Below are 21,235 nucleotides of genomic sequence, written 5' to 3' on the forward strand. Positions count from 1 at the left end.
GCTCAATCGATCAGCGTGCAGGCCATCACCAGGGCGTCTTCACGGCCGCCGACTGCGGGGTAGTAGTCGCGGCGCCGGCCGATTTCGTTGAAGCCGTAGCGCTCGTAAAGGCGGTAGGCGGACTGGTTGCTGGCTCGCACTTCGAGGAAGCATTCCGCCGCCTCGAGTTCGCGGGCGCGGTCCATCAGGTGCTCTAGCAGGCGCAGGCCGAGGCCGCGCCCCTGGCTTTCGGGTTTGACGGTGATGTTCAGCAGATGGGCCTCGCCGACGATGACGTTGATGACGCCATGGCCGACCTGCTGGCCGCCTTCGAACATCAGCCAGCAGTCGTAGGACTTGAGGCTGTCGGTGAAGATGCCGCGGGTCCAGGGGTGGCTGAAGGCGGCGAATTCGATTTTCAGAACAGCATCGAGATCCGCCTCGGTCATCGGGCGGAAGGAAACGGCATCGGTCATTCGGTGGTCTTCCAGCGGCGCATCACACGGCGCATCGCTTGCCAGAGTTCGCCCTTGCGCTCGGGCTCGTCCATCAGCAGTTCCAGGCCCGGCAGGGCCCAGGCGGCGCCCAGGCCTTCGACCTGCAGTTCACGATTGTAGGCGCCAGCGTCGGCTTCACCGGCGAAGCGCACCGCCGGCAGGCCCACCAGCCAGAGGCAGGCGCAATCGCCCTGCTCTTCCACGCGCATGCCGACAAAGCCCTGGACGAAGTCGCGGGCGGCGTCCGGGCCCTGATCCATGCTGCTGCGGGCAAGGAGCGGCCAGCGCACCGGCTCGCCGAGGATCTGCGGGCTGTCCGGCAGGCCGGCGGCACGCAGCAGGTCTTTCAGCAGCAGGTAGGCCGGGTCGCGGCTCTGGAAGGGTTCGCCGGTCGGCAGTTCCACCAGCAGCAGGCAATTGCCGGCCCGCAGCAGCTGCAGGGAGAAGCGCGGCGGCGGCAGCACTTCCACCTTGGCCGGCGAGGCTTCGGGCTCGGGGCTGGCCTCGGGTTCGGGCTCGACCGCAGCGCGTGGGGCGCTGCCGGGGCGGGGAACCTCGATCTTCGCCCGCACGGTGGTGGTCGGGTGCGCTTCGGCGGCCGGGGCGCTGGGTGCGGCCTCGGCGACGGGTGCCGGCGCGTCTTCCAGGACGGGTTCCGGGACCGGCGCCAGCAGTTCGGGATTGGAGGGCGCGGCAAAGGGCAATGCCACGCGGGGTAGCCAGGTGGCTACCTGCATGGCATCGAGATACGCGCGACGACGGTGTTCAGCTATCAAACGTCAGCAACCTGTGGATGAGCCTTGCGCACGCCTGCCTGCATCAGGTTCAGCGCATTGAGGTAGGCCTTGGCGGAAGCGACAACTATATCGGTATCCGCACCATTTCCGTTGACGATTCGTCCGCCTTTTTCCAGGCGGACGGTCACTTCGCCCTGGGAATCGGTGCCCTGGGTGATGGCGTTGACCGAGTAGAGCTGCAGGTTGGAGTCGGAGCCCGCCAGGCTTTCGATGGCCTTGAAGGTGGCGTCTACCGGGCCGGAGCCTTCGGCGCTGGAGCCTTGCTCCACGCCGTCGATGGCCAGCACCAGCTTGGCCTGGGGCACTTCGCCGGTCTTGGAGGCAACCTCTAGGTAGACCAGCTTGAAGTGTTCCGGGGCTTCCTCGCCCAGGGTGTCGGAGACCAGCGCCTGCAGGTCTTCGTCGAAGATTTCGTGCTTCTTGTCCGCCAGTTCCTTGAAGCGGGCGAAGGCGGCGTTCAGCTCGGCCTCGGTGCTCAGTTGGATGCCCAGTTCGTCGAGGCGGGTACGGAAGGCGTTCCGCCCGGAGTGCTTGCCCAGCACCATCTTGTTGGTGTTCCAGCCGACCGACTGGGCGGACATGATCTCGTAGGTCTCGCGGTGCTTGAGCACACCGTCCTGGTGGATGCCCGACTCGTGGGCAAAGGCGTTGGCGCCGACGATGGCCTTGTTCGGCTGCACCGGGAAGCCGGTGATGCCGGACACCATGCGCGAGGTGCTGAGGATGTGCGGGGTGTCGATGTTGGTGTAGACGCCGAGCACGTCCTGGCGGGTCTTGATGGCCATGACGATCTCTTCCAGCGCGGCGTTGCCGGCGCGCTCGCCCAGGCCGTTGATGGTGCATTCCACCTGGCGGGCACCGACGGCCACCGCAGCCAGGGAGTTGGCCACGGCCAGGCCCAGGTCGTTGTGGCAGTGCACAGAGAAGATGGCCTTGTCGGCATTGGGGATGCGCTGCAACAGCTGGCGCATGGTCTCCGCGTACTGGTGCGGGATGGCGTAGCCCACGGTGTCGGGGATGTTGATGGTGCGGGCGCCCGCGTCGATGGCGGCCTCGATGATGCGGCAGAGGAAGTCGATCTCGGAGCGGCCGGCGTCTTCGCAGGAGAATTCCACGTCTTCGCACAGGTTGCGTGCGCGCTTGACCGCACGGACGGCCTGCTCCACCACCTGATCCGGCTGCATACGCAGCTTGTACTGCATGTGGATGGGGCTGGTGGCGATGAAGGTGTGGATACGCGCGGAATTGGCGCCCGCCAAGGCTTCGGCGGCACGGTCGATATCGGCATCCACGGCGCGGGACAGGCTGCACACGGTGCTGTCCTTGATGCTGTCGGCAATGGCCTTGACCGCCTCGAAGTCGCCGGGGCTGGCGATGGCGAAGCCGGCCTCGATCACGTCCACCCGCAGGCGTTCCAGCGCCTTGGCGATGCGCAGCTTCTCTTCCTTGGTCATGGAAGCGCCGGGGCTCTGCTCGCCGTCGCGCAGGGTGGTGTCGAAGATGATGACGCGATCGTTATTGCTCATTGTCTCGCTCCTCACGGCCCCACCGTGCGTGCGGCCGGGGCTCAGGCTGATGGTGCCGGACTGCTTGTGGCGACGGCTCCAGATCAGGGAATTGTGGCGTGAAAAGCGGTGGGCGGAAAGGTCGGTGGGCGGGTGAGTCCTGGGCAGGGCGGAGTCGGGAAACAGCTGTAGGGGCGAATTCATTCGCCAAGCAGGCCGAAGGGCTGCCTTTGCAGGTCCCTGGGGGCTGCTGCGCTGCCCTTGGCGAATGAATTCGCTCCTACAACGAAGGGCTGGGGCCTGAGGAGCCGCCGTAGGATGGGTAGAGCCTGCGAAACCCATCGACTCCCATTGATGAGTTTCGCTCCGCTCTACCCATCCTACGAATTGCCCCCTCCCCCTCCGATCAGTTGATCGGCGTAGCCGTCAGGTTGGCGCTGATATCAGCGTTCTGCACCTTGATGCCGTACATGGAAGTGACGGCGCCGCCGGTGGGGTGGACGTGTTGCAGACGGTCGACGTTGATTTCCTTGAAGTGGATGCGGCCGTTCACGGCGAAGCCCAGGGGGTCGGGGTTGACCGGGGTGCAGCTGCCGCCGTTCTTGGTGCAGACCTTGGTGGGGGCCACGTCGAGGTTGATGTCGGCGTTGAAGCCGTAGGTGTTGGCGTTGGGGTCGTTGGGGTTGCCGTCGGAGGTGTAGAAGTTATCCACAACCAGTTGGCTGCCGGTGCCGGCGGCGCCGTTGACGCGGTTGGTTTCCCAGACCACCTGGTTGCGCTTCTCGTCCGTGGCGACGCCGTTGCTGCTGCTTTCCACGGCGGAGTCGCGGACGAAGACGTTCTTCAGCTTCACCGATACGCCTTCGTTGCCCCGGTCCTCCCAGCGCCCGCCGCTGGCGGAGCACGCCCCGGCATTGGCGCCGCTGCCGCCCACGCACAGGGCGCCAGCGCCGCCGGAGCTCAGCGCCAGCGTGGAGCCCTGCTCGTAGCGCTTGAGCACCAGCCGGCCGAGGCTGGTGCCGGTGTTGCGGTCGCCCCAACGCAGGTCGCTGACTTCCAGCTTCGACCAATAGGTGCCCTTGCGCAGCTCCACGCCGTTGTTGCTCACGTCCACCGAGCCGTCGCGGAAGTGCATGTCGTAATTGGTGCCGGCCAGCCACAGGCCCTTGCCGTTTTCGTCCACGGTGATGGCGGCGCGGGCGTCGGTGAAGAACAGGTCGCCGTTGTAACGCAGGCCATCCCCGCTGCTGCCGCCCGGCAGCAGCGCCAGTTGGCCGTTCAGGGTGAAGTCGTAGGCCGGGAAGATTTCCATCAGCACCAGCAATTCGGTGCCGCCTTGCAGCGGGGCGTTGGCCGAACCCACCCGCAGGCCGTCGAAGCTGTAGCCGCCCTTGATGTTGGAAAGGCCGATGCGCAGGCCGTCGAAATGGCCGTTGTAGCTGCCCTTGCTCATGTCGCTCTGGGTGCCGGCGTAGCAGCCGGTGCTCGCCCCACCCGCGCAGCTTCTGGTCAGGTCCAGGGTGAGCTGGCCGGTGCCGTTGGTGCGCAGGCCGCTGAACCACATGCTGTTGCCGTTATCGGTCAGGGAAACCGAGCTGTTGGCCATGTTCCAGCTGATGTCGGCGGTCAGGCCCTTGGTGCCGGAGTTGGGGTCGCCGCCCGGACGCAGTTTCAGCCAGTTCTGCCGGGCGCCTTCGTCGACGAAGTTGAGGTCGATGGCCAGGCTGCCGAGCTTCTGGTTGGTGGGGTTGCCGAGGATCAGGCCGCCCAGGGTGGCGTTCAGCTTGAGGTCCTGGAACGCCAACTGTGCATAACTGCCGCCCACGTCCTGGGCCAGGTCAAGGGTCAGGCCGCTGAGGCTGCGCAGGGTGCCGGAGAAGTTCTCGGCACGCAGGATGCCCTCGTCCTGATACTGGAACAGGCTGCTGCCGATGGTGAGGTCCGGACGGATGCGGATGCCTTCGCCACTGGCGCCACCGCTGGCGACGCTGAGGCTGCCGCCAAGACGCAGGTCCATGGTCAGCGTGCCGAAGCTGCGGCTGGCGTTGGGGTCGCGCAGGTCTGGCGCGCCGGGCGTTGCCGGGGAGGCGGTGGGGTCACCGTGGGCGAGGTCGAGGCTGATGCCGCCGATGGTGCCGACGAAGCGGGCATCCCCCAGGTTCAGCTTGACCTCCTGGCCAGTGCCGCCGCTGACGATGTCGAGGTAGGCGTTGTCCAGGTAGGTGTCGAAGGAGAGCCCTTTGACGATGAGGTCGAAGCCGTTGTCGCGGTAGTAGAAGGTCACATCGGTGAGGGATAGCCGGCTTTCGTCCACGGAGATGCCGCTGACGCCGCTGGCCCCGCCGCCCCTGAGGTTCAGGGTGGCGCCCAGCGTGTAGAAGGCGCGGAAGGCGCCGAAGCTCTTGCTGCTGCCGTCCATCTCGATGTTGTTCACCGCCAGCACCTGGGGACTGGTGCTGTGCTGGACCCGCAGCTGGCCGCCCTCGACATCCAGGGTGGTGTTCGAGGTGCTGGTGGTGCCCGTGGCGGCACCGTTGCTGACGCCCTTCAGGCTCAGGCTGCGGCCGTCCTGGCCGTAGCTGACGGAAGTGGCCGACCAGCCCTGGCTGGAGGTTTCCAGGCTGAGGCCGCCCTGCCCGCTGACCGAGGACATGGCGGAGTCGTCCAGCGCTTCCATGGCCTGGGCCTGGGAGGCGAGGAGCAGGCCAAGCAGCAAGGGGGCTGGGCGCATGGTCGGCTCCTCAGTTCTTCGGGAAGATCAGCACGCTGCCCTGCATGCGCAGGGTGCCGTCGATCTTGGCCGAGAAGACGATGGTCTGCTGATAGCTGGGGCTGCCGCCGTTGGCGATGGTGCCGGCCTTGTTCCGCCAGCCGCCCTCGTTGGCCACGGCGAAGGTGTAGCTGCCGTTCTTGAAGCGCATCTCGTTGGGCAGGCCGAAGTCCAGCACGTCCTGGTTGAAACCGGCGCCATCGCCACCGAATCCGCTGTTGATGGTGCGGGTAGTCAGGGTCAGGCCCTCGAAGCTGAAGATGCCCTTGAGGTTGTCCAGCACGTACCAGCCGCCATTCTGCTCGGCGCGGATGGCGAGGCGCAGGCCGCAGCTTTCCGGGGTACTGGCGCCAGCGGCGGCGCAGCTGCGCTGGTTGACCGTCCAGGTGGCCGGGTCGTTGGAGGCCGGGGTATTCCAGAGCACCCCGCCATTTTTGTTGATGCTGAACTCGCCGGAGAGATAGACGCCACCCTGCCCGCTCATGCGGCTCAGGTCGCTGTCCTCCAGCGCCTGGAGTTCAGCGTGGGCAAGCAGCGGCAGCGCCAGCAGCGCAGCCAGGCAAAGCGGCCTAGAGATCATGGCTGGTCACCTTGAGGTAGTTGATGCCGAGGCCCTGGATGGCGTTGTAGCCGAAGTTGTAGCCACCGCTGCTGAAGTCGCCGCTGCCGACCTTGAGGCTGTTGATCACGATGTTGGTGCGCGGCGCGTTGGCGTAGAAATCAGTGGCCAGGGCGTCCTTCTGTGCCTGGGTAGTGCCGGAGGCGGTGGGATTGGGCAGCTCAAGGACGAACTGGCCGTTGCTGCTCACGTCGAACAGCAGCGGCTGGCTCTTGCCGTAGCCGAGGGAGATGTTGGCGTAGGCGTCGTTGAGGAAGATGGTGCGGTCGCGCTGCTCGGTGGCCGTGGTGCAGCCGCTGGTGTTCGCCGCGCAGCTCATGATCTGCATGCTCTTGGCGAAGAGGTTGATCCGCGCCTCGCCGACCATCTGGTTCCGCGTGCTGTCGCCCCACAGGCGCAGGTAGGAGCCGTCCATCGACAGTTCGGCGAAGTCCAGGTTGAGGATGTCGGTGCGGCCGGCGGCAACCTGGAAGTCGAAGCGGATGCCGAGGTCGACCTTTTCGCTGGCGCGGCTGGAGCAGCTGTTGCCCGCCGCCGCGAACCCGGCGATGCAGGGCTGACCGGCCGCGCCGGTGAGGCGTTCGGGGAACATGAATTCGAGGACGGTGACATTGCTCGGGGTGGTCTGCACCCACTGGCCGTCGTCCCGCAGGGTCAGCATGGACTCGCCCTTGGCCAGGTTGAGGGCGAAGGGATGGTTGAGCCGGCCGATGGTCACCGGGCTGAGGCTCGCCCCTTTGTTGCTGCCGGTGGCGCCGAGGTAGAACTCCTTCACCGAGATCGGCACGTTCTGCCCGCTGCCGTTGGTGATGTCGTTGATGGTGATGGTGGCGTTGGTGGCATCCAGCAGGATGTTGTCCAGCACGAAGCCGATGCCCGCACCTTCCACGCTGGACAGCTCCGCATCGTCCAGCGCCTTGAGTTCGGCCTGCGCCGTGGCGGCGGCCAGCGACAGCAGGATCACGGCGGCCCTGCTCATGCTCAGCACCCCGCCGTGGCCGTGCCGAGGCAGGTGTCCTGCCGCGGAATGCCGTTGAAGGCCTGGTCGAAGTTGATGTTGATCGGCGCCACCAGGTTGCCGTTGGCATCCTTGTACTTGGGCATGTTCATGAAGGCGCCCTTGAGGGCGGTGATGAAGGCATTGCGATCCATGTCCTTCCAGGCCAGGTCCTGGGTCTGGAAGGAGATGAAGAAGCCACGGGCGGCGCCTTCCATGTTTGCCATGTTGGCGGTGTTGCCCACCGGCAGGGACTGGAACTGGGACAGCGGGAAGCAGGTGGCGATGCCGAGGATGCTGCAGTTGCTGGACGCGAACGCCCCCAGCAGGGCATCGGTCCAGCCACCGGCGCAGCCTGCGGTGCAGGTCAGGCCGTCGCCGTTCTTGATGCCGGACTGGGTGGCGCGGATAGAGTCCGCTTCGCCGCCGGAGGTCACCAGCTGCGCGTCGGCCTCCATCGTACTGCTGCGATACACGCCCGCCAGGAACAGGGCGGTCTGCTGGGCGAAGTTGGACTTGTCATAGATGGCGTTGCCGGTGCCCTTGATGTGCACCGGGATGTTGCCGGTCAGGCTCTGGATGTCGCCGGAGAGCGTGCCCTTGGATTCGCCGAAGCCGATGCGCACGCCCACCACCTTGTTGCCGTTGTAGGCCAGTTCGACGAAGGGGTTGGCGATCTTGAAGGGGTTTACCGAGCCATCGGCGTTGACCGTGCCCAGGGCGAAGTGGTTGATCAGGATGTCGGACGAACCGGCGACTTCGCCCGGCCGGGTCACCGCGTCGTTGTATTGGCCGAGCTGGAGTTTCTTGATGTTCAGCTGGGTGTCGACGTTCACGCCGAAGTTGACGCGGGTGTAGTTGATCCCGGCATTGGCGTCGGTGGTCAGGTTGATGAAGGCCTGGCCGGTGACGTTGGACAGCTCGCTGTCGGCCAGTTCCTCCATCCGCGCCTGGGCAACGGACACGGACAGTACCCCGGCGAGCACAGCAGCGGTCAGTTGCCTGGCTGGAAGCGGTATCGAACGCATGGCGACTTCCCTGATTGTTCTTGTATGGGCTAACGACGAAGGCTCGTCCCCTTGCTAGCCACTATAGGGAGGCCGGGCGGGAAGCGTCCCGACCCATAGTCGAGTTGAATCCAACGGGGTCGCGGCTGCCGAAGGCGCGCTGTTACCCATTGCCACAACCGGGTAACGCCAGGTTGTTCAGGCCTGGCGGAACAGGCCGATCAGGTGCTCGGCGATGGCGCCCTTGATGTTCTCCACGTCCAACCGCGAGTGTTGTTTCAGGCGGGCCACATCGATGCGGTGCAGGGGCAGCGAGGGCATGCGCGCCTCGTACTCGCGCAGGTCGCCCTTGGCCAGGACCGGCAGGAACTGCTGACCACGCGCCTGGTAACGCTGGATCAACAGCTTGAGGCCATCCTGGAAGGGCAATTCGTGCGAAGGGCTCAAGCGGTGTTCGCCGGGGATCTTGAGGTAGAGGCCGGTTTCGCCCAGCACCTCGCCGGGGAGGATGTGGATGCCGGTGGGCAAGACGGCGTCGACGGGAATTTCGTGGAAGGTGTCGTGCCAGGCGCGCTCGTCGGGGAGGATGGTGATGCTGCCGTGCTCCTCCTCCGGCACCACGAAGCTGTAGTTGCTGTAGAGCTTTTCGACAAAGGCCGAGTAGACGCAGAGGCGGTTCTCGAAGCGCAGCAGGAAGTCGATGGCTTCCTGCCGGCTGGTGAGGGCGTCAAGGTCCCAATCCAGGCAGGTCTGGCGTTCCAGTTCGGCCCAGCGGGATTCGGCGGGAAAGGCGTAGTCGAGGCTCATGGTCCTTGCGGTCGGGCAGCGTACCGTTGCTCTAACGCAGAAAACATGCCAATGAATTCAAGCACTTGAATGAGACTTGCGGCACATTTCCCGGCCGTTGACGACACGCCGCCAGTCGCAAACTGCCCAAAAACGTCACCCCGCGACGAGCGTCGCTCCTCTGATCGGTTGAGTCTCAATCGCAACCTTCAACCTGAAGTACAATCGCCTCTTTTTTCAGCGAACCCGGCCAATCGATGATCGATCCCAAGCGCGTACTGCGCGCCCTAGCCGAACACTGGACGTTGCTCGAGCCGCTCTGCGAGCGCTTCGATACCGGCACCTTGAGCCTGGTTGAACTGCGCGTGCAGCTCGCCGGCCAGTTGCCGGAGGGCACGCCCACCGACATCACCGCCCTGCTCGACCTCTGGGTGCGCCTGGACATCCTGGTTCCCGTGGCCAAGAGCCCGAACCGCTTCGAGCTGAACGCGCAGATCCACGACTTCCTCGCCTACCTGCGGCGCGAACACCGCCTGGGCCTGTGCCTGGAGATCGAAGCCTACCTGCGTCACCTGGAGCGCCTCGCCGGCTATATCCAGGAAGCCTTCGAGATTCGCGACGGCAATGACCTGGCCCGCCAGCTGCGCCTGCTCGACATGCGCGTTCGCGACGTACTGAAGAAGCTCGACAACGACGAGCAGGCCCTGGTGGCCGTGGCCGACCGCGCCAAGACCAGCGACCGGCAGATTCCCCTGCGCCAGCGTTATGCCGAAGTGCTGGCCACCTGGGACGAGTATGTCGAGCCGATGATCCAGCTGGTGGCCGCCGATGGCGCCTTCGAGCAAGGCGTGCGCCGCGTCGAGCAGGTGCTGCTGCGCCTGTTGGGCGAACAGCAGCGCCTGGGCCAACTGGTGGACGACGACCTGCTGCTGCGCACCCACGCGCGCATCCTGGAGATGCAGACCAGCGCCCAGCTGACCCTGCGCAAGGCCCGCGAGCTGCTGCTGCCGCTGCGGGAGGAAGCCCGCCGGCACAACGCCGTGACCCGTGGCGCCGCCCTGGCGCTGTCGGTGATCCGCAAGAAGGGCCTGGATGCGGTGCCCCAGGCGGCGATGCCGCTGTTCACCCGCCCCCAGACCACCTTCCTCGGCAGCGGCTCCCAGGTGGAGGCTTACGTCTACGCCCTGGCCCGCTTCCAGCCGAAGCCGGCGCACTTCCCGAAATCCGGCGGCTCGCGCAAGGCCGCCGCGCCCCGTTCGCCGAAGACCGCGCGGGAAATGCTCGACCGCTGCGAGCAGGCCCTGCCGCTGCCGGACCTGATGGTCTGGCTGCTGGAGCAGGAGCCGGAAGGCGCCACCGACGAACTCCTCTACTGGTTCTCGCGACTGTCCCGCGATGCGCGCTTCCAACGCGATCGCCTGGAACGCCGTGAATACCTGACCGCCGAGCACCAGGTCAGCCTGAGCTCCTACGCCCTGATCAAGAGCCCCACCGCTGCGGCCGAGAAGACTTCCTGATGAATATCGACCTGAAAGAAATGACCCAGCTCGCGCCCATCTTCCGCGAGCTGTTCAAGGGCTATCACCTCTCCCGCAGCGAGCCGGAGTGCTACGCCCAGCTGTCCACCATGCAGGACCAGTACCGCGCCCTGTTCAAGGCGCTCGGTTTCGAGCTGGTCTGCGATCCGCGCGGCTTCTACTACTTCGTGCCCGAGCAGATGGGCGCCCAGGTGAACAAGACCGCCCAGCGCCTGGCGCTGTTCACCTTCATCCTGGTGGAACACCTGGCCGACCAGGGCCGCGACCCGCTGTCGGTCCTCGATGGCGGCAGCATCGGCCGCGACGAGCTGCCGGCCCTGCTGGAGAAGTACCGCGACCTGTTCATGCAGGCCGAAGTGACCACTCACGAAGAGCTGGAAGAGAAGGTGATCCGTCGCCTGACCCAGCTCGGTTTCGCCGAGGACAGCAACGGCGTGTACCGCTTCCTGCCGCCCATGCACCGCTTCCTCGATGTGTGCCTGGCCGTGCAGCACGACCGCGACCTGGCCGCCAGCCTGCACAGCACAGACCTGGAGCTGCGCGCCCCGGTGCTGATGGATGACGACAGCGGCGACGCCATCATCCCCATCGAAACCGCTGAAATCGGCGAAGCTGCCGACGAGTCCGAAGAAGACGCCCTGGCCCGCGCCATGGCTGAAGAACGCGCAGCCCAGGAGGAAGACGCATGAGCCAGGAACGCTACGGCATCCGCCGCTTCGCCCTGCTGAACACCGCCGGATACAGCCTGGGCCTGTTCCCGCTGGAAACCCCGCTGTCGATCTACGGCGCCAACAACCTCGGCAAGTCGGCCTCGATCAACGCGCTGCAGTTCCCGATCCTGGCGCGCATGTCGGACATGAGCTTCGGCAAGTACAGCCTGGAGCAGTCGCGCAAGTTCTACTTCGCCACCGACACCAGCTACATCCTCGTCGAAGTTTCCCTGCCCCACGGCCCCCACGTGATCGGCGTGGCCGGTCGCGGCCCGGGTGGCGGCTTCGGCCACCAGTTCTTCGCCTACCGTGGCGAGCTCGACCTGGACCATTACCAGCGCGACGGCACCTGCCTGCGTCAGCGCGAGCTGTTCAACAACCTGGAGCGCGAGGGCATCAAGGCCTACGAGCTCAAGCCCGATGAACTGCGCCGCCTGCTGGTGGGTGGTCACACGTCCATTCCGCTGGACCTGACCCTGATCCCGCTGCGCTCCACCAGCGAGCAGAGCCTGAAGACCTTCCGCTCGCTGTTCATCAACCTGCTGCACATGCGTGAGATCACCGCGGCCAAGCTCAAGCAGCTGTTCCTCGATGCCTTCGAGCACAGCCTGCGCTCGGGCAGCGTGGACTACATCGCTGCCTGCGAAGAAGCCTTCCGCGACGTACGCCGTATGGAGCAGGACTACCAGGCCCTGGTGGCGGCCGGTCCGCTGGTGGAAGCCCTGGCCAATGGCGTGGCCCAGCGCGAGGTCCTGCGCGGCAAGCTGCACCGCATCTCCCCGCTGCTGGACTCCCTGCTGGGCACCTGGCAGGACTACGCCGGTGCGCGCAAGGAAGAGCTGGTGATCCAGGCTGAGCACTACCGCGGCGAGCAGGATGGCCTGCAGAACGAGCAGCGTGGCGGCACCCAGGAAATGATGCGCCTGGAGCGCGCCATCACCGAGAACCAGCGCTGGCTGGGTGAACTCGCGGTGCTGAAGAACCGCTTCGCCCTGGTGGAAGACGCCAAGGTACTGGAGCAGCAACTGCTGGCCGCCAAGGACGCCCACGACGAGCTGGCCGGCGCCCTGGCCCAGTCCCGCCAGTTCTCCGCCGAGGACCTGGACGAGCGCCTGCGCGACCTGGAAAAACGCCTGAAGGCGGTCAAGCAGCAGCTCGACCACGCCGACAACAACAGCTACTCGCGCCTGCGTGAAGAATTCAGCCAGGCCGACGTGGACCGCCTGATGCGCCTGTTCAACGGCCAGCTGTTCAGCCTGCCCCTGGGCGAGAAAGGCATTGAGCTGGATGACCAGGACACCTGGGTGAAGACCCTGGAAGCCGTGCTCGACCAGTTCAAGGGCAGCCAGTTCGAGGTGCCCGGCCTGTCCATCGACCTGTCCCATATCGAGCCGCCGGCCCTGCAGGCCCTGGCTGACCGCGCCGCCCTGCGTGACCAGAAAGACCGCCTGGAGCGCGAGCTGAAGCAGCTTCGCACCCAGCAGTCCGTCGCCGCCGACCGTGCCGCGAGCAAAGCCCAGGCCGAGAAGCTTTACCAGGACGTGCTGGACGCCCAGAAGGCCCTGGAAGACTTCCGCAAAGCCCAGACCCTGACCGCCGAAGAACCGGCCAAGCTGGAAGAACTGGCGCAACTGGAAGCCACCCAGGACGAGTTGAAGCGCTCCGCTGACGCCTTCACCGAGCGCGTCCAGCAGCTCTCCGCCAAGCTGCAGCTGGTGGGCCGCCAACTGGCCGACCTGGAAGCCAAGGAACGCACCCTGGAAGACGCTCTGCGCCGCCGCCAGCTGCTACCCGCCGACCTGCCCTTCGGCAAGCCCTTCATGGACCCGGTGGACGACAGCCTGGACAACCTGCTGCCGCTGCTCAACGACTACCAGGACACCTGGCAGGCGCTGCAGCGTATCGACGGCCAGATCGAAGCCCTCTACGCCCAGGTGCGCCTGAAGGGTGTGGCCAAGTTCGACAGCGAGGATGACGCCGAGCGCCGCCTGCAGCTGCTGATCAACGCCTACGCCCACCGCCAGGACGAGGCCCTGACCCTGGCCAAGGCTCGTCGCGCGGCGGTTACCGACATCGCCCGGACGCTGCGCAACATCCGCAGCGACTACGACAACCTGGAACACCAGCTGGCCCTGTTCAACCGCGAGATCAACAAGCGCCAGGTCTCCAACCTGCAAAGCTTCCGTATCGTCCTCGCGCCGAACAAGGAAGCCCTGCGCCACATCGACCAGATCATCCACAGTGCTGGCCAGTACGAGGAAGGCGAGACCCTGTCGGTCTTCGACCTGACCAACTCCAGCGACCAGGATGCGAAGAACGAGGAAGCCAAGGAGTACCTGGCTCGCCTGGTGGCCGCCAACGGCAACCAGCTGGGCCTGAAGGACCTGTTCGAGCTGGCCTTCGAGATCACCAAGGTGCACGGCCAGCCGGTCATCCACACGGACATCGATGGCGCCGCCTCCAACGGCACCACGATGACCATCAAGGCGCTGACCAACATGTACCTGCTCCTGCACCTGATGGACCGCGAGCAGGCCGGCCGCATCCGCCTGCCCTACTACCTCGACGAGGCGGCGGACATCGACGAGCGCAACCAGCAGGCGCTGATCGAGACCAGCCAGCAGTTGGGCTTCACGCCTATCCTGGCGTCGGTGAAGCCGCAGGTGTCGGCCAACGTCGCCATCGACCTGGAAGGCGGCAGCGGCCCCAACGGCATCTACATCGACGAAGCGGACTGGAAGTTCATCAAGCGCCGCGAGGTGGCCAAGGCCACTCAGGACGCAGAGGACGAGGCGGTCGAACCCGCCTGATCCTTTCCCCGGAAAAGCAAAAGGGCCGCAATCGCGGCCCTTTTGTTTTAGGTGGCGGTCAATTCGCCAGCGGGATCTTCGGCGCCCAGGTCAGCCATTCGTCCTCGGCATCGTCATGGAGGGCGAAGGTCTGGCCGTTCAGGGCAACGTTGCCCATCTGTGCCTCGTTCGGCGTGGCGAAGGAAATGCCGCCTTCCACCATCGTCTCCAGGGAGCCGGTACGGACCTTCACGCCTTCGAACAGGCTGGCGTCCACACCGACACCACTGGAGTGCCAGAAGCGGCTGCCGCTGTGCACCAGGGGCGCGTAGCGCGGCTCGATGAGCACGTGGATGAACACGCGGTCAGCGGTGTTGCCCAGTTCATAGGACAGCACCTTGCCCACCGGTACCTCGCGGTAGCTGACGATCACGCCGGGCTTGATGGAGCCACGACGCGGCGCGCTGAGGGTAATGTGCAGCCCTGCCTGACGCAGGAGCGGGTCCGGCGCCTGGGTCAGCACCGTGAAGCGGGTCTGCGCCTTGCCGGGTTTGTCGGCGGGCTCCACTTCCAGGTACGGGCCGCTGACCAAGGTGTCCAGGTTGGCCGTGCGCAGCAGGCCGAGCTCCGGCCCCACGACCCAGAACTGGCTACCGGCGCGGGCGATGCGATCCGCCGCTTGGGTGATGCGCGCCTTGACCAGCACGCCGGACAGGTCGTTGGCCAGGACCACCGATTCCACCTCACCGACATCGATGCCCTTGAAGCGGATCGGCGTGCCTTCCTTGACGCCCGCGGCCTGGGGAATGGCGATCTCGACCAGGGTGCCCTTGGCGATGGCCTGGGACTCGTCGTCGTACAGGGTGAAGCGACGCGGCCGGGTCACCGGCTTGGCCTTGGGATCGGGGGTGCTGAAGGTGATGCCGCCGGCCAGCAGGGTCTGCAGGGATTCGCTCTTCACTTCGACGCCCGACAGCCCACCCTTGAGGGTCACGCCGCTGGAATTCCAGAAGCGGGTGGACTCGTTCACCAGCTTGGCGAACTCCGGCTCGATGTGGACGCCGACCACTACGCGCTGCTGGTCTCGGGAGAGCTGGTAGCTCTGCACGCTGCCCACGCGGATCTGGCGGTAGAGGACGGGGCTGCCGACTTCCAGGGAGCCGAGGCGGTCGCTACTCAGGACAAGGTGCAGTCCGGGAGCGTCGGTGTTCAGCGGCGGTGCCTTGGGCCTCACCTTGAATTCGCGGGTCGGTGTGCCTTCGCGGGCGAAGCGCACGGCGATGTAGTTACCCTTCACCAGGGCTTCGATTCCGGTGATGCCCGCCAGCGAAATCGACGGTTTGACCGTCCAGAACTCGGTGCCGTCGACCAGGAAGTCCTCGGTGCGCGGTTCCATGGTCAGCTCGGCAGTGGCGCCGGTGAAGTCCTTGTCCATGTCCAGTTTCTTCAGGGTGCCGACCTGCACGCCGTTGTACATCACCGGCGTGCTGCCGGGGTTCAGGCCACTGACGTCGTCCATGCGCAGCAGCACGCGCAGGCCGGCCTCGGCCGCTTCGAAGCCGTCATACAGCCGGAACGGGATGCTCGGGTCGGTGGGCGGGCTGTCCTGGCGGTGCTCCGGGGTGGCGAAGGCGATGCCACCGGCCATGATGCTGAGCATCGACTCGGTGCGAATCTTCACCCCGGAGAAGTCGGCCATGACGTTCAGACCACTGGCGTTCCAGAAGCGCGTGTGTTTGCGCACGAGGTGAGCATAGGGCTGCTCGATGTGCACCTTGATCTCGACGGTGCGCTGGTCCTCGGCCAGCCGATAGCTCTTCACCTGGCCGACCTGGATCTGCCGGTAATACACGGGGCTGCCCTGTTCCAGGGAGCCGAGGCGCTCGGCCTTGAGGGTCAGGTGCAGGCCGGGCAGCGAGTCGGACAGCGGCGGCGGCTCCGGCAGGGCAACGTAATTCCGCTCGCGCTCGCCCTTCACCGGGTCGATCGCGATATAGATGCCGGAAACCAGGGTTTCGAGGCCGGTCACCCCGGCGAGGGACACCCGCGGGCGCACCAGCCAGAAGCGGGTTTCCTTGCTGAGGTAGGGCTCGGCTTCCTTGAGCACTTCTACGGTGGCGATCACGCCCTTGATGTCCTGGCTGATGTGCAGGTCGGTGACCTTGCCCACCTGGATGCCCTTGTACATCAGCAGGGTCTTGCCCACCGTGATGCCATCACCGTTCTCGAAGCGGATCTGGATCTCGATCCCGGCTTCGCTCATGGCCTTCCAAGCCAGCCAGCCGCCGATGAGCAAGGCCAGCAGCGGTAATACCCAGATGGCGGACCAACTGGTGGTTTTCTTGGTTTTCGGCGTTGGCAACTCAGGCATTCTCGTCGTCCATATCGGTGTTGTCCCAGATCAGCCTGGGGTCGAAAGTCACTGCTGCGATCATGGTGATGCACACAACGCTAGCAAAGGCCGCCGCCCCCAGGTTGGCTTCGATGCTGGCCAGGTTGCCGAAGTTCACCAGCGCCACAAGGATGGCGATGACGAAGATATCCAGCATGGACCAGCGACCGATCCATTCGATGAAGCGGTACATCAGAATTCGTTGCTTGGGCGACATGGGCAGCCGTCGCTGCACTGAGTAAAGCAGCAATGCGATGCCGACCAGCTTGAAGGTGGGCACCAGGATGCTGGCCACGAAGACCACCAGGGCAATGGGCACCATCTCGGCGTGGATCAGCTCGATCACGCCGCCCATGATGGTGGAGGGCGCGCCGTTGCCGAGGAAGTTCACGGTCATGATCGGCAGCACGTTGGCCGGTATGTAGAGGATCGCGGCGGTGATCAGCAGAGCCCAGGTGCGGGCGAGGCTGTTGGGGCGGCGCGGGTGGAGCGTGGCACCGCAGCGGCGGCAGTTGCCGTAGGTCTCGTCCGACTCCGGGCGATTCAATTCATGGCATTCGTCGCAGACGATGATGCCGGCATCAATGGCGCGCATGGGATTGTCCTTCGGGGTCCAGGGCATCCCAGACCTGGTGCGGCGACATGGTCACCTCCAGCCAGACCTGGGACAGCAGCAGCCCCACAAAGCAGACGAGGCCAACGCCGAGGTGGAGGTCGGCCATGCCGATCAGCTTGACGATGGAAACCAGGATGCCCATGAGGTAGACCTCGAGCATTCCCCACTCCCGCAGGTGGTGGTACAGGCGATAGAGCTTCACACCCGTGCCCAGCGCCCAGCGGGTATTGATACAGACCAGGACCGCCAGTTGGCAGAGCAGCTTGATCAGGGGAATGATCATGCTGCACAGGAGGACCAGCGCGGCCACCCCTTCCATCCCGTTGTTGTAGAGGCCGACTACGCCGCTCCAGACGGTGTCCTGGGTCGTATGCCCAAGCATGTTGAGCTTCATGATGGGCAGGAAGTTGGCCGGGACGAACAGCAGCAGCGCGGTGAACACCAGAGCCAGGGCACGTCGCTCCATCTGCGAGCGGTGCACCACCAGTTCATAGCCGCAGCGGGGGCAACAGGCTTTCTGCTCTTCGCCCACGTCGGGGCGACGCATCAGCAGGTCGCACTCGTGGCAGGCAATCAGCGCATGCAGGGGAAGTTCGGACAGCGGACGTTCATCAGCCTGTTCAGGCATGGCGGCAAGGCTCTCAGGGTAACGCGGCTATTCTAGACGAGCGGCGCCATGCGGTCGCGATCCAAGCGTTTCCGCAAACTACCGCCCTCTCAGTTCCTTTATGTGAAGAGCGACAACCTTCCCCACGTCACGCCCACTTTCCCGCGCGCAAAGACAAACCCCCGACACGCCGTGGCGTATCGGGGGTTTGGGATAGAAGCTTGACGATGACCTACTCTCACATGGAGAAGCTCCACACTACCATCGGCGATGCGTCGTTTCACTGCTGAGTTCGGGATGGGATCAGGTGGTTCCAACGCTCTATAGTCGTCAAGCAATTCGGTAGGGGCCTCGTCGCAGGACGCGACCCCGAATCAGGTATGTGACAAGTTTGGCTTTTGCGGTTCTGGCAAATTTTCGGTCTATATCGACTTCACCACCACACGCAACAATCACCAGATTGTTTGGGTGTTATATGGTCAAGCCTCACGGGCAATTAGTATTGGTTAGCTCAACGCCTCACAGCGCTTACACACNTTCAGTTCAATACTGCTTGGGTTTTGAGAAAACCCTAAACTTGGCTCAGCAATCGCAAATAAACTCTCGAATTCACGAGTGTTACTTGTGATGCTGATAATCAGTTGACTATCAGTCTTACCTCACAAGCACCCACACGAATTGCTTGATTCAGTTGTTAAAGAGCGTTTCGATCAAGTCTTTCGTCTCAACCGAGGCCGCGCATTCTACGCTAGCCGTTCTTGCTGTCAAGCTGTTTTTTCGAAATTTTCGTTTCTACTCAACCGCTTGCGCTTCCGATCCGATTCACTCTTCTCGTCAGCGGGAGGCGCATTCTACAGCGTTCAAACTCGCTGTCAACCGCCTCTTTTCGACTTCGTTCGCCTTGGACGAACTGGTTGAAGCCGAACCTTCCAGCACTTTCGTCATCAACTTAACTCGTTGATTATCAAGGAGTTTTGCTTGGCGACTGCGCCGGAAGTGGGGCGCATTATAGGGATGCAAAATCTGCCGTCAACACTTAATTGAAATCTTTTTGTCATCCCGCCTGAGGGCCGCGATAGCCCTTGGCAGGAAGCGCTCGACCGGCGGGACCCGCAGGAGCATCAGCAAAGCACCGGTCAGAGCGTAACCAGACCACTCCGCCATATCTGCCCGTACCACCCAAAGCATATGGAGCAATGCGATGGCCAGAATCGCGTAGACCAATCGATGCAGCTGCTTCCAACGCTTCCCAAGACGCCGAATGCTGAATCGGTTGGAGGTGACGGCCAGCGCCAGCAGACCGCTGAACCCTAGAGCCCCGACAAAAATATAAGGCCGTTTACCCAGATCGATGAGCAGTTGCTGCATATCCAGCCCAAGAAGGAACACGGTATAGCCACTGATGTGCAGAACCACGTAGGTGAAGCACCAGAGACCGAGCTGCCTGCGCACTGCTATCCACCCACCCCAGCCGGTCAGCCTCTGCAGCGGCGTCATGGACAGCGTGATCAGCAGCAACCAGAGCGCGCCCAACCCCAGCCGATCGACCAATACCTTTCCCGGATCCGGCCCCAGGGCGAAGATCCAGGCCTGGTACAACCAGAGGCCGACCGGAATTGGCGCAACCAGGAATACGAAAAGTCTCCACAGTTTGAAGCGCATCAGTAGTTCTTCCTCAGATCCAGCCCCGTATAGAGACTGGCCACTTCGTCATAGCCATTGAACATACGGGTAGACACGATGTTGGGGCTGAACAGCCCGCTTGGGAGACGCCGCTCATGGGCCTGGCTCCAACGGGGATGGTCCACCTCAGGATTGACGTTCGAATAGAAGCCATATTCCTCAGGCGCTATCGATTGCCAAGTAGTGCGCGGCTGCTCGCTGACGAGACTGATCCGCACAATGGACTTGATGCCCTTGAAGCCATACTTCCAGGGCACCACGAGGCGAAGCGGCGCTCCATTCTGATTGGGAAGAACACGCCCATACATGCCCACGGCAAGGATGGTCAGCGGATGCATGGCCTCATCCAATCGCAAGCCTTCCACGTAAGGCCAATCGATCAGCGAGAAACCTGAGCGCACCCCGGCCATCTCTTCTGGCGCCAGCCGGCTTTCGAAGCTGACGTACTTCGCCTTGCTGGTCGGCTCCACCCGCTTGAGCAGGTCCGCAAGCGGAAATCCCAACCAGGGAATCACCATGGACCAGGCCTCGACGCAACGCAGGCGGTAGATGCGTTCCTCCAGACCATGGGGCTTGAGCAGATCCTCCACCGAGTAGGTACCAGGCCTGGCCACCTCCCCATCGATGCGCACCGTCCAAGGTTCGGTACGCATCTTGTCTGCATAGCGAGCCGGATCGCCCTTATTGGTGCCGAACTCATAGAAGTTGTTGTAGTGGGTAGCATCCTGGAACGGAGTAATCGACTCGTTCCCCGGCGTAACTGCCTGCCAGCGCGTGGCAGCCAGCTTCTCGGAGAACCAGGCGGGCGCTGAAGCCGGCTCCACATCCGGATAGGAAGAAGCGTCCTGGGCACGACCCGGCAACGCGGCCATGGCAGCGAGCCCTCCGGCTGCAGCCAGCACTCGACGTCGGGAGAGGTAGACGGTTTCAGGCGTGACTTCGTGCTCGCGGCAGGCGGACGAAGGGGGGATCTGGATCAGCATGGCGGCTCCGCAACTCGGGCTGGGATGCCCAGTAGACTGCGGAGCCGCGAGGAAATTACATCACTCTACTTTCTTGCGACGGCGCAGCTGGAGCAAGTATTGCACCGGGCCGGAGGCGGCGTAAGCAAGGAAGATCAGCAGGAGGATGCGCGGCGGATCGCTGAATACCACCGCGAAAGCCAGCACTACCACCAGGATCGCCACGAAGGGGACACGCCCTTTCAGATCCAGGTCCTTGAAGCTGTAGAACTTGATGTTGCTCACCATCAGCATGCCGGCCAGAGCGACCAGCAGGGCGACGATGAAGGACATGTTGGACCCCTTGATGCCGAAATCGCTGAAGGCCCAGACGGTGCCCGCGACGACACCTGCGGCGGCAGGGCTGGCAAGACCAATGAAGTAGCGCTTGTCTACTTTGCCGATCTGGGTATTGAAACGCGCCAGACGCAGGGCAGCACCCGCTACATAGATGAAGGCAACGGTCAGGCCGACGCTGCCCAAGCCGCTAAGCGCCCACTCGAAGGCCAGCAAGGCCGGCGCTACACCGAAGGCGACCATGTCCGACAGCGAGTCGTACTCGGCGCCAAAGGCACTCTGGGTATTGGTGAGACGGGCAACACGGCCGTCGAGGCTGTCCAGCACCATGGCGACGAAGACGGTGGCAGCGGCCACCGAGAAGTTGCCGCTCATGGCGTTGACGATGGCGTAGAAACCGGCGAACAGGTTCGCAGTGGTGAACAGGTTGGGCAGCAGATAGATACCGCGGTGCCGGACCTTACGACCGTCCGCGTCCTGACCTTCCTCGACGTGCTCGTCGATGGGCAGCAGGCTGTCGCTTTCGGTGGGCTGATTCGGCTCTTCGGGACGTTCACTCATGAACAACATCCTTGCAACGAATACGAGGTGTGGAGGACAGGGCACCCAGGATGCACCGTCCGGAAGACAGGCTTTATACCAGAA

17 protein-coding genes and 1 rRNA gene are annotated in these 21,235 nt (G+C 64.2%); 3 read left to right on the plus strand and 15 right to left on the minus strand.

The features are described from left to right. Positions 1–2: 2 nt before the first annotated feature. From rimI to TQ98_RS22665, 8 genes are all read right to left on the minus strand, one after another. Positions 3–455, minus strand: a complete 453-nt coding sequence (rimI, locus tag TQ98_RS22630) for a ribosomal protein S18-alanine N-acetyltransferase (RefSeq protein WP_044873488.1) — start codon at positions 453–455, stop codon at positions 3–5. Beyond that, positions 452–1,252 (minus strand): energy transducer TonB, encoded by an 801-nt coding sequence (locus tag TQ98_RS22635; RefSeq protein ID WP_103103053.1) that lies wholly within the window; start codon positions 1,250–1,252, stop codon positions 452–454. The genes rimI and TQ98_RS22635 overlap by 4 nt, the downstream gene beginning before the upstream one ends. Next, positions 1,249–2,799 (minus strand): 2-isopropylmalate synthase, encoded by a 1,551-nt coding sequence (locus tag TQ98_RS22640; protein WP_044873487.1) that lies wholly within the window; start codon positions 2,797–2,799, stop codon positions 1,249–1,251. The genes TQ98_RS22635 and TQ98_RS22640 overlap by 4 nt, the downstream gene beginning before the upstream one ends. Before the next feature lie 385 nt (positions 2,800–3,184). Continuing rightward, the gene (locus TQ98_RS22645; protein WP_044873486.1) at positions 3,185–5,509 is read right to left on the minus strand and encodes a DUF6160 family protein; all 2,325 of its coding nucleotides are present in this window, start codon (positions 5,507–5,509) and stop codon (positions 3,185–3,187) included. 10 nt (positions 5,510–5,519) lie between these two features. Beyond that, positions 5,520–6,128, minus strand: coding sequence for a DUF6160 family protein (locus TQ98_RS22650; RefSeq protein WP_044873485.1), 609 nt, complete (start codon positions 6,126–6,128; stop codon positions 5,520–5,522). Then, positions 6,118–7,146 carry a hypothetical protein gene (locus TQ98_RS22655; protein ID WP_044873484.1) on the minus strand — a complete coding sequence of 343 codons (1,029 nt, stop codon included), beginning with the start codon at positions 7,144–7,146 and terminating at the stop codon, positions 6,118–6,120. The genes TQ98_RS22650 and TQ98_RS22655 overlap by 11 nt, the downstream gene beginning before the upstream one ends. A gap of 2 nt (positions 7,147–7,148) precedes the next feature. Continuing rightward, complete coding sequence (locus TQ98_RS22660) at positions 7,149–8,192, minus strand: DUF6160 family protein (protein WP_044873483.1); 1,044 nt, start codon at positions 8,190–8,192, stop codon at positions 7,149–7,151. A 177-nt stretch (positions 8,193–8,369) separates the two neighbouring features. Continuing rightward, the gene (locus TQ98_RS22665) at positions 8,370–8,978 is read right to left on the minus strand and encodes a hypothetical protein (RefSeq protein ID WP_044873482.1); all 609 of its coding nucleotides are present in this window, start codon (positions 8,976–8,978) and stop codon (positions 8,370–8,372) included. A gap of 236 nt (positions 8,979–9,214) precedes the next feature. Here TQ98_RS22665 and mksB point away from each other — a divergent pair, with 236 nt between their 5' ends. Genes mksB through mksF form a run of 3 tightly spaced genes read left to right on the plus strand, consistent with a single transcriptional unit; the run spans position 9,215 to position 14,015 of the window. Then, positions 9,215–10,474 carry an Mks condensin complex protein MksB gene (gene mksB / locus TQ98_RS22670; RefSeq protein ID WP_044873481.1) on the plus strand — a complete coding sequence of 420 codons (1,260 nt, stop codon included), beginning with the start codon at positions 9,215–9,217 and terminating at the stop codon, positions 10,472–10,474. After that, positions 10,474–11,184 carry an Mks condensin complex protein MksE gene (gene mksE, locus TQ98_RS22675; RefSeq protein ID WP_044873480.1) on the plus strand — a complete coding sequence of 237 codons (711 nt, stop codon included), beginning with the start codon at positions 10,474–10,476 and terminating at the stop codon, positions 11,182–11,184. Before mksB ends, mksE begins: the two co-directional genes overlap by 1 nt. Further along, the gene (mksF, locus tag TQ98_RS22680) at positions 11,181–14,015 is read left to right on the plus strand and encodes an Mks condensin complex protein MksF (protein ID WP_103103054.1); all 2,835 of its coding nucleotides are present in this window, start codon (positions 11,181–11,183) and stop codon (positions 14,013–14,015) included. Before mksE ends, mksF begins: the two co-directional genes overlap by 4 nt. A gap of 58 nt (positions 14,016–14,073) precedes the next feature. Here mksF and TQ98_RS22685 read toward each other — a convergent pair whose 3' ends face one another. From TQ98_RS22685 to pssA, 7 genes are all read right to left on the minus strand, one after another. Next, on the minus strand, positions 14,074–16,365 hold the full coding sequence (locus TQ98_RS22685; RefSeq protein WP_044873477.1) for an MlaD family protein: 2,292 nt from the start codon (positions 16,363–16,365) through the stop codon (positions 14,074–14,076). Then, entirely contained in the window at positions 16,358–16,981 is a 624-nt protein-coding gene (locus tag TQ98_RS22690; RefSeq protein WP_044873476.1) for a paraquat-inducible protein A, read from the minus strand. The genes TQ98_RS22685 and TQ98_RS22690 overlap by 8 nt, the downstream gene beginning before the upstream one ends. Further along, positions 16,968–17,630, minus strand: coding sequence for a paraquat-inducible protein A (locus tag TQ98_RS22695; protein ID WP_044873475.1), 663 nt, complete (start codon positions 17,628–17,630; stop codon positions 16,968–16,970). Before TQ98_RS22695 ends, TQ98_RS22690 begins: the two co-directional genes overlap by 14 nt. Positions 17,631–17,828: 198 nt before the next feature. Further along, positions 17,829–17,944: ribosomal RNA gene (gene rrf, locus TQ98_RS22700) — 5S ribosomal RNA — on the minus strand. A gap of 694 nt (positions 17,945–18,638) precedes the next feature. Then, entirely contained in the window at positions 18,639–19,271 is a 633-nt protein-coding gene (gene msrQ / locus TQ98_RS22705; RefSeq protein WP_044874119.1) for a protein-methionine-sulfoxide reductase heme-binding subunit MsrQ, read from the minus strand. After that, complete coding sequence (msrP, locus tag TQ98_RS22710) at positions 19,271–20,275, minus strand: protein-methionine-sulfoxide reductase catalytic subunit MsrP (protein ID WP_044874118.1); 1,005 nt, start codon at positions 20,273–20,275, stop codon at positions 19,271–19,273. The genes msrQ and msrP overlap by 1 nt, the downstream gene beginning before the upstream one ends. A gap of 60 nt (positions 20,276–20,335) precedes the next feature. Then, entirely contained in the window at positions 20,336–21,151 is an 816-nt protein-coding gene (gene pssA, locus TQ98_RS22715; protein ID WP_044874117.1) for a CDP-diacylglycerol--serine O-phosphatidyltransferase, read from the minus strand. Positions 21,152–21,235: the final 84 nt, after the last annotated feature.

Origin of the sequence: Pseudomonas sp. LFM046, from assembly GCF_000949385.2 — a bacterium.
In the GTDB taxonomy this organism is placed as follows: Bacteria; Pseudomonadota; Gammaproteobacteria; order Pseudomonadales; family Pseudomonadaceae; genus Metapseudomonas.

What these genes read in the sequence shown, in the direction of transcription:
- TQ98_RS22640 (WP_044873487.1), bottom strand. Translation starts at nt 2,799, where the DNA reads ATGAGCAATAACGATCGCGTCATCATCTTCGACACCACCCTGCGCGAC.
- TQ98_RS22660 (WP_044873483.1), bottom strand. Translation starts at nt 8,192, where the DNA reads ATGCGTTCGATACCGCTTCCAGCCAGGCAACTGACCGCTGCTGTGCTC.
- TQ98_RS22695 (WP_044873475.1), bottom strand. Translation starts at nt 17,630, where the DNA reads ATGCCTGAACAGGCTGATGAACGTCCGCTGTCCGAACTTCCCCTGCAT.
- msrQ (WP_044874119.1), bottom strand. Translation starts at nt 19,271, where the DNA reads ATGCGCTTCAAACTGTGGAGACTTTTCGTATTCCTGGTTGCGCCAATT.
- pssA (WP_044874117.1), bottom strand. Translation starts at nt 21,151, where the DNA reads ATGAGTGAACGTCCCGAAGAGCCGAATCAGCCCACCGAAAGCGACAGC.
- TQ98_RS22665 (WP_044873482.1), bottom strand. Translation starts at nt 8,978, where the DNA reads ATGAGCCTCGACTACGCCTTTCCCGCCGAATCCCGCTGGGCCGAACTG.
- mksF (WP_103103054.1), top strand. Translation starts at nt 11,181, where the DNA reads ATGAGCCAGGAACGCTACGGCATCCGCCGCTTCGCCCTGCTGAACACC.
- rimI (WP_044873488.1), bottom strand. Translation starts at nt 455, where the DNA reads ATGACCGATGCCGTTTCCTTCCGCCCGATGACCGAGGCGGATCTCGAT.
- TQ98_RS22655 (WP_044873484.1), bottom strand. Translation starts at nt 7,146, where the DNA reads ATGAGCAGGGCCGCCGTGATCCTGCTGTCGCTGGCCGCCGCCACGGCG.
- mksB (WP_044873481.1), top strand. Translation starts at nt 9,215, where the DNA reads ATGATCGATCCCAAGCGCGTACTGCGCGCCCTAGCCGAACACTGGACG.
- msrP (WP_044874118.1), bottom strand. Translation starts at nt 20,275, where the DNA reads ATGCTGATCCAGATCCCCCCTTCGTCCGCCTGCCGCGAGCACGAAGTC.
- TQ98_RS22645 (WP_044873486.1), bottom strand. Translation starts at nt 5,509, where the DNA reads ATGCGCCCAGCCCCCTTGCTGCTTGGCCTGCTCCTCGCCTCCCAGGCC.
- TQ98_RS22685 (WP_044873477.1), bottom strand. Translation starts at nt 16,365, where the DNA reads ATGCCTGAGTTGCCAACGCCGAAAACCAAGAAAACCACCAGTTGGTCC.
- TQ98_RS22690 (WP_044873476.1), bottom strand. Translation starts at nt 16,981, where the DNA reads ATGCGCGCCATTGATGCCGGCATCATCGTCTGCGACGAATGCCATGAA.
- TQ98_RS22650 (WP_044873485.1), bottom strand. Translation starts at nt 6,128, where the DNA reads ATGATCTCTAGGCCGCTTTGCCTGGCTGCGCTGCTGGCGCTGCCGCTG.
- mksE (WP_044873480.1), top strand. Translation starts at nt 10,474, where the DNA reads ATGAATATCGACCTGAAAGAAATGACCCAGCTCGCGCCCATCTTCCGC.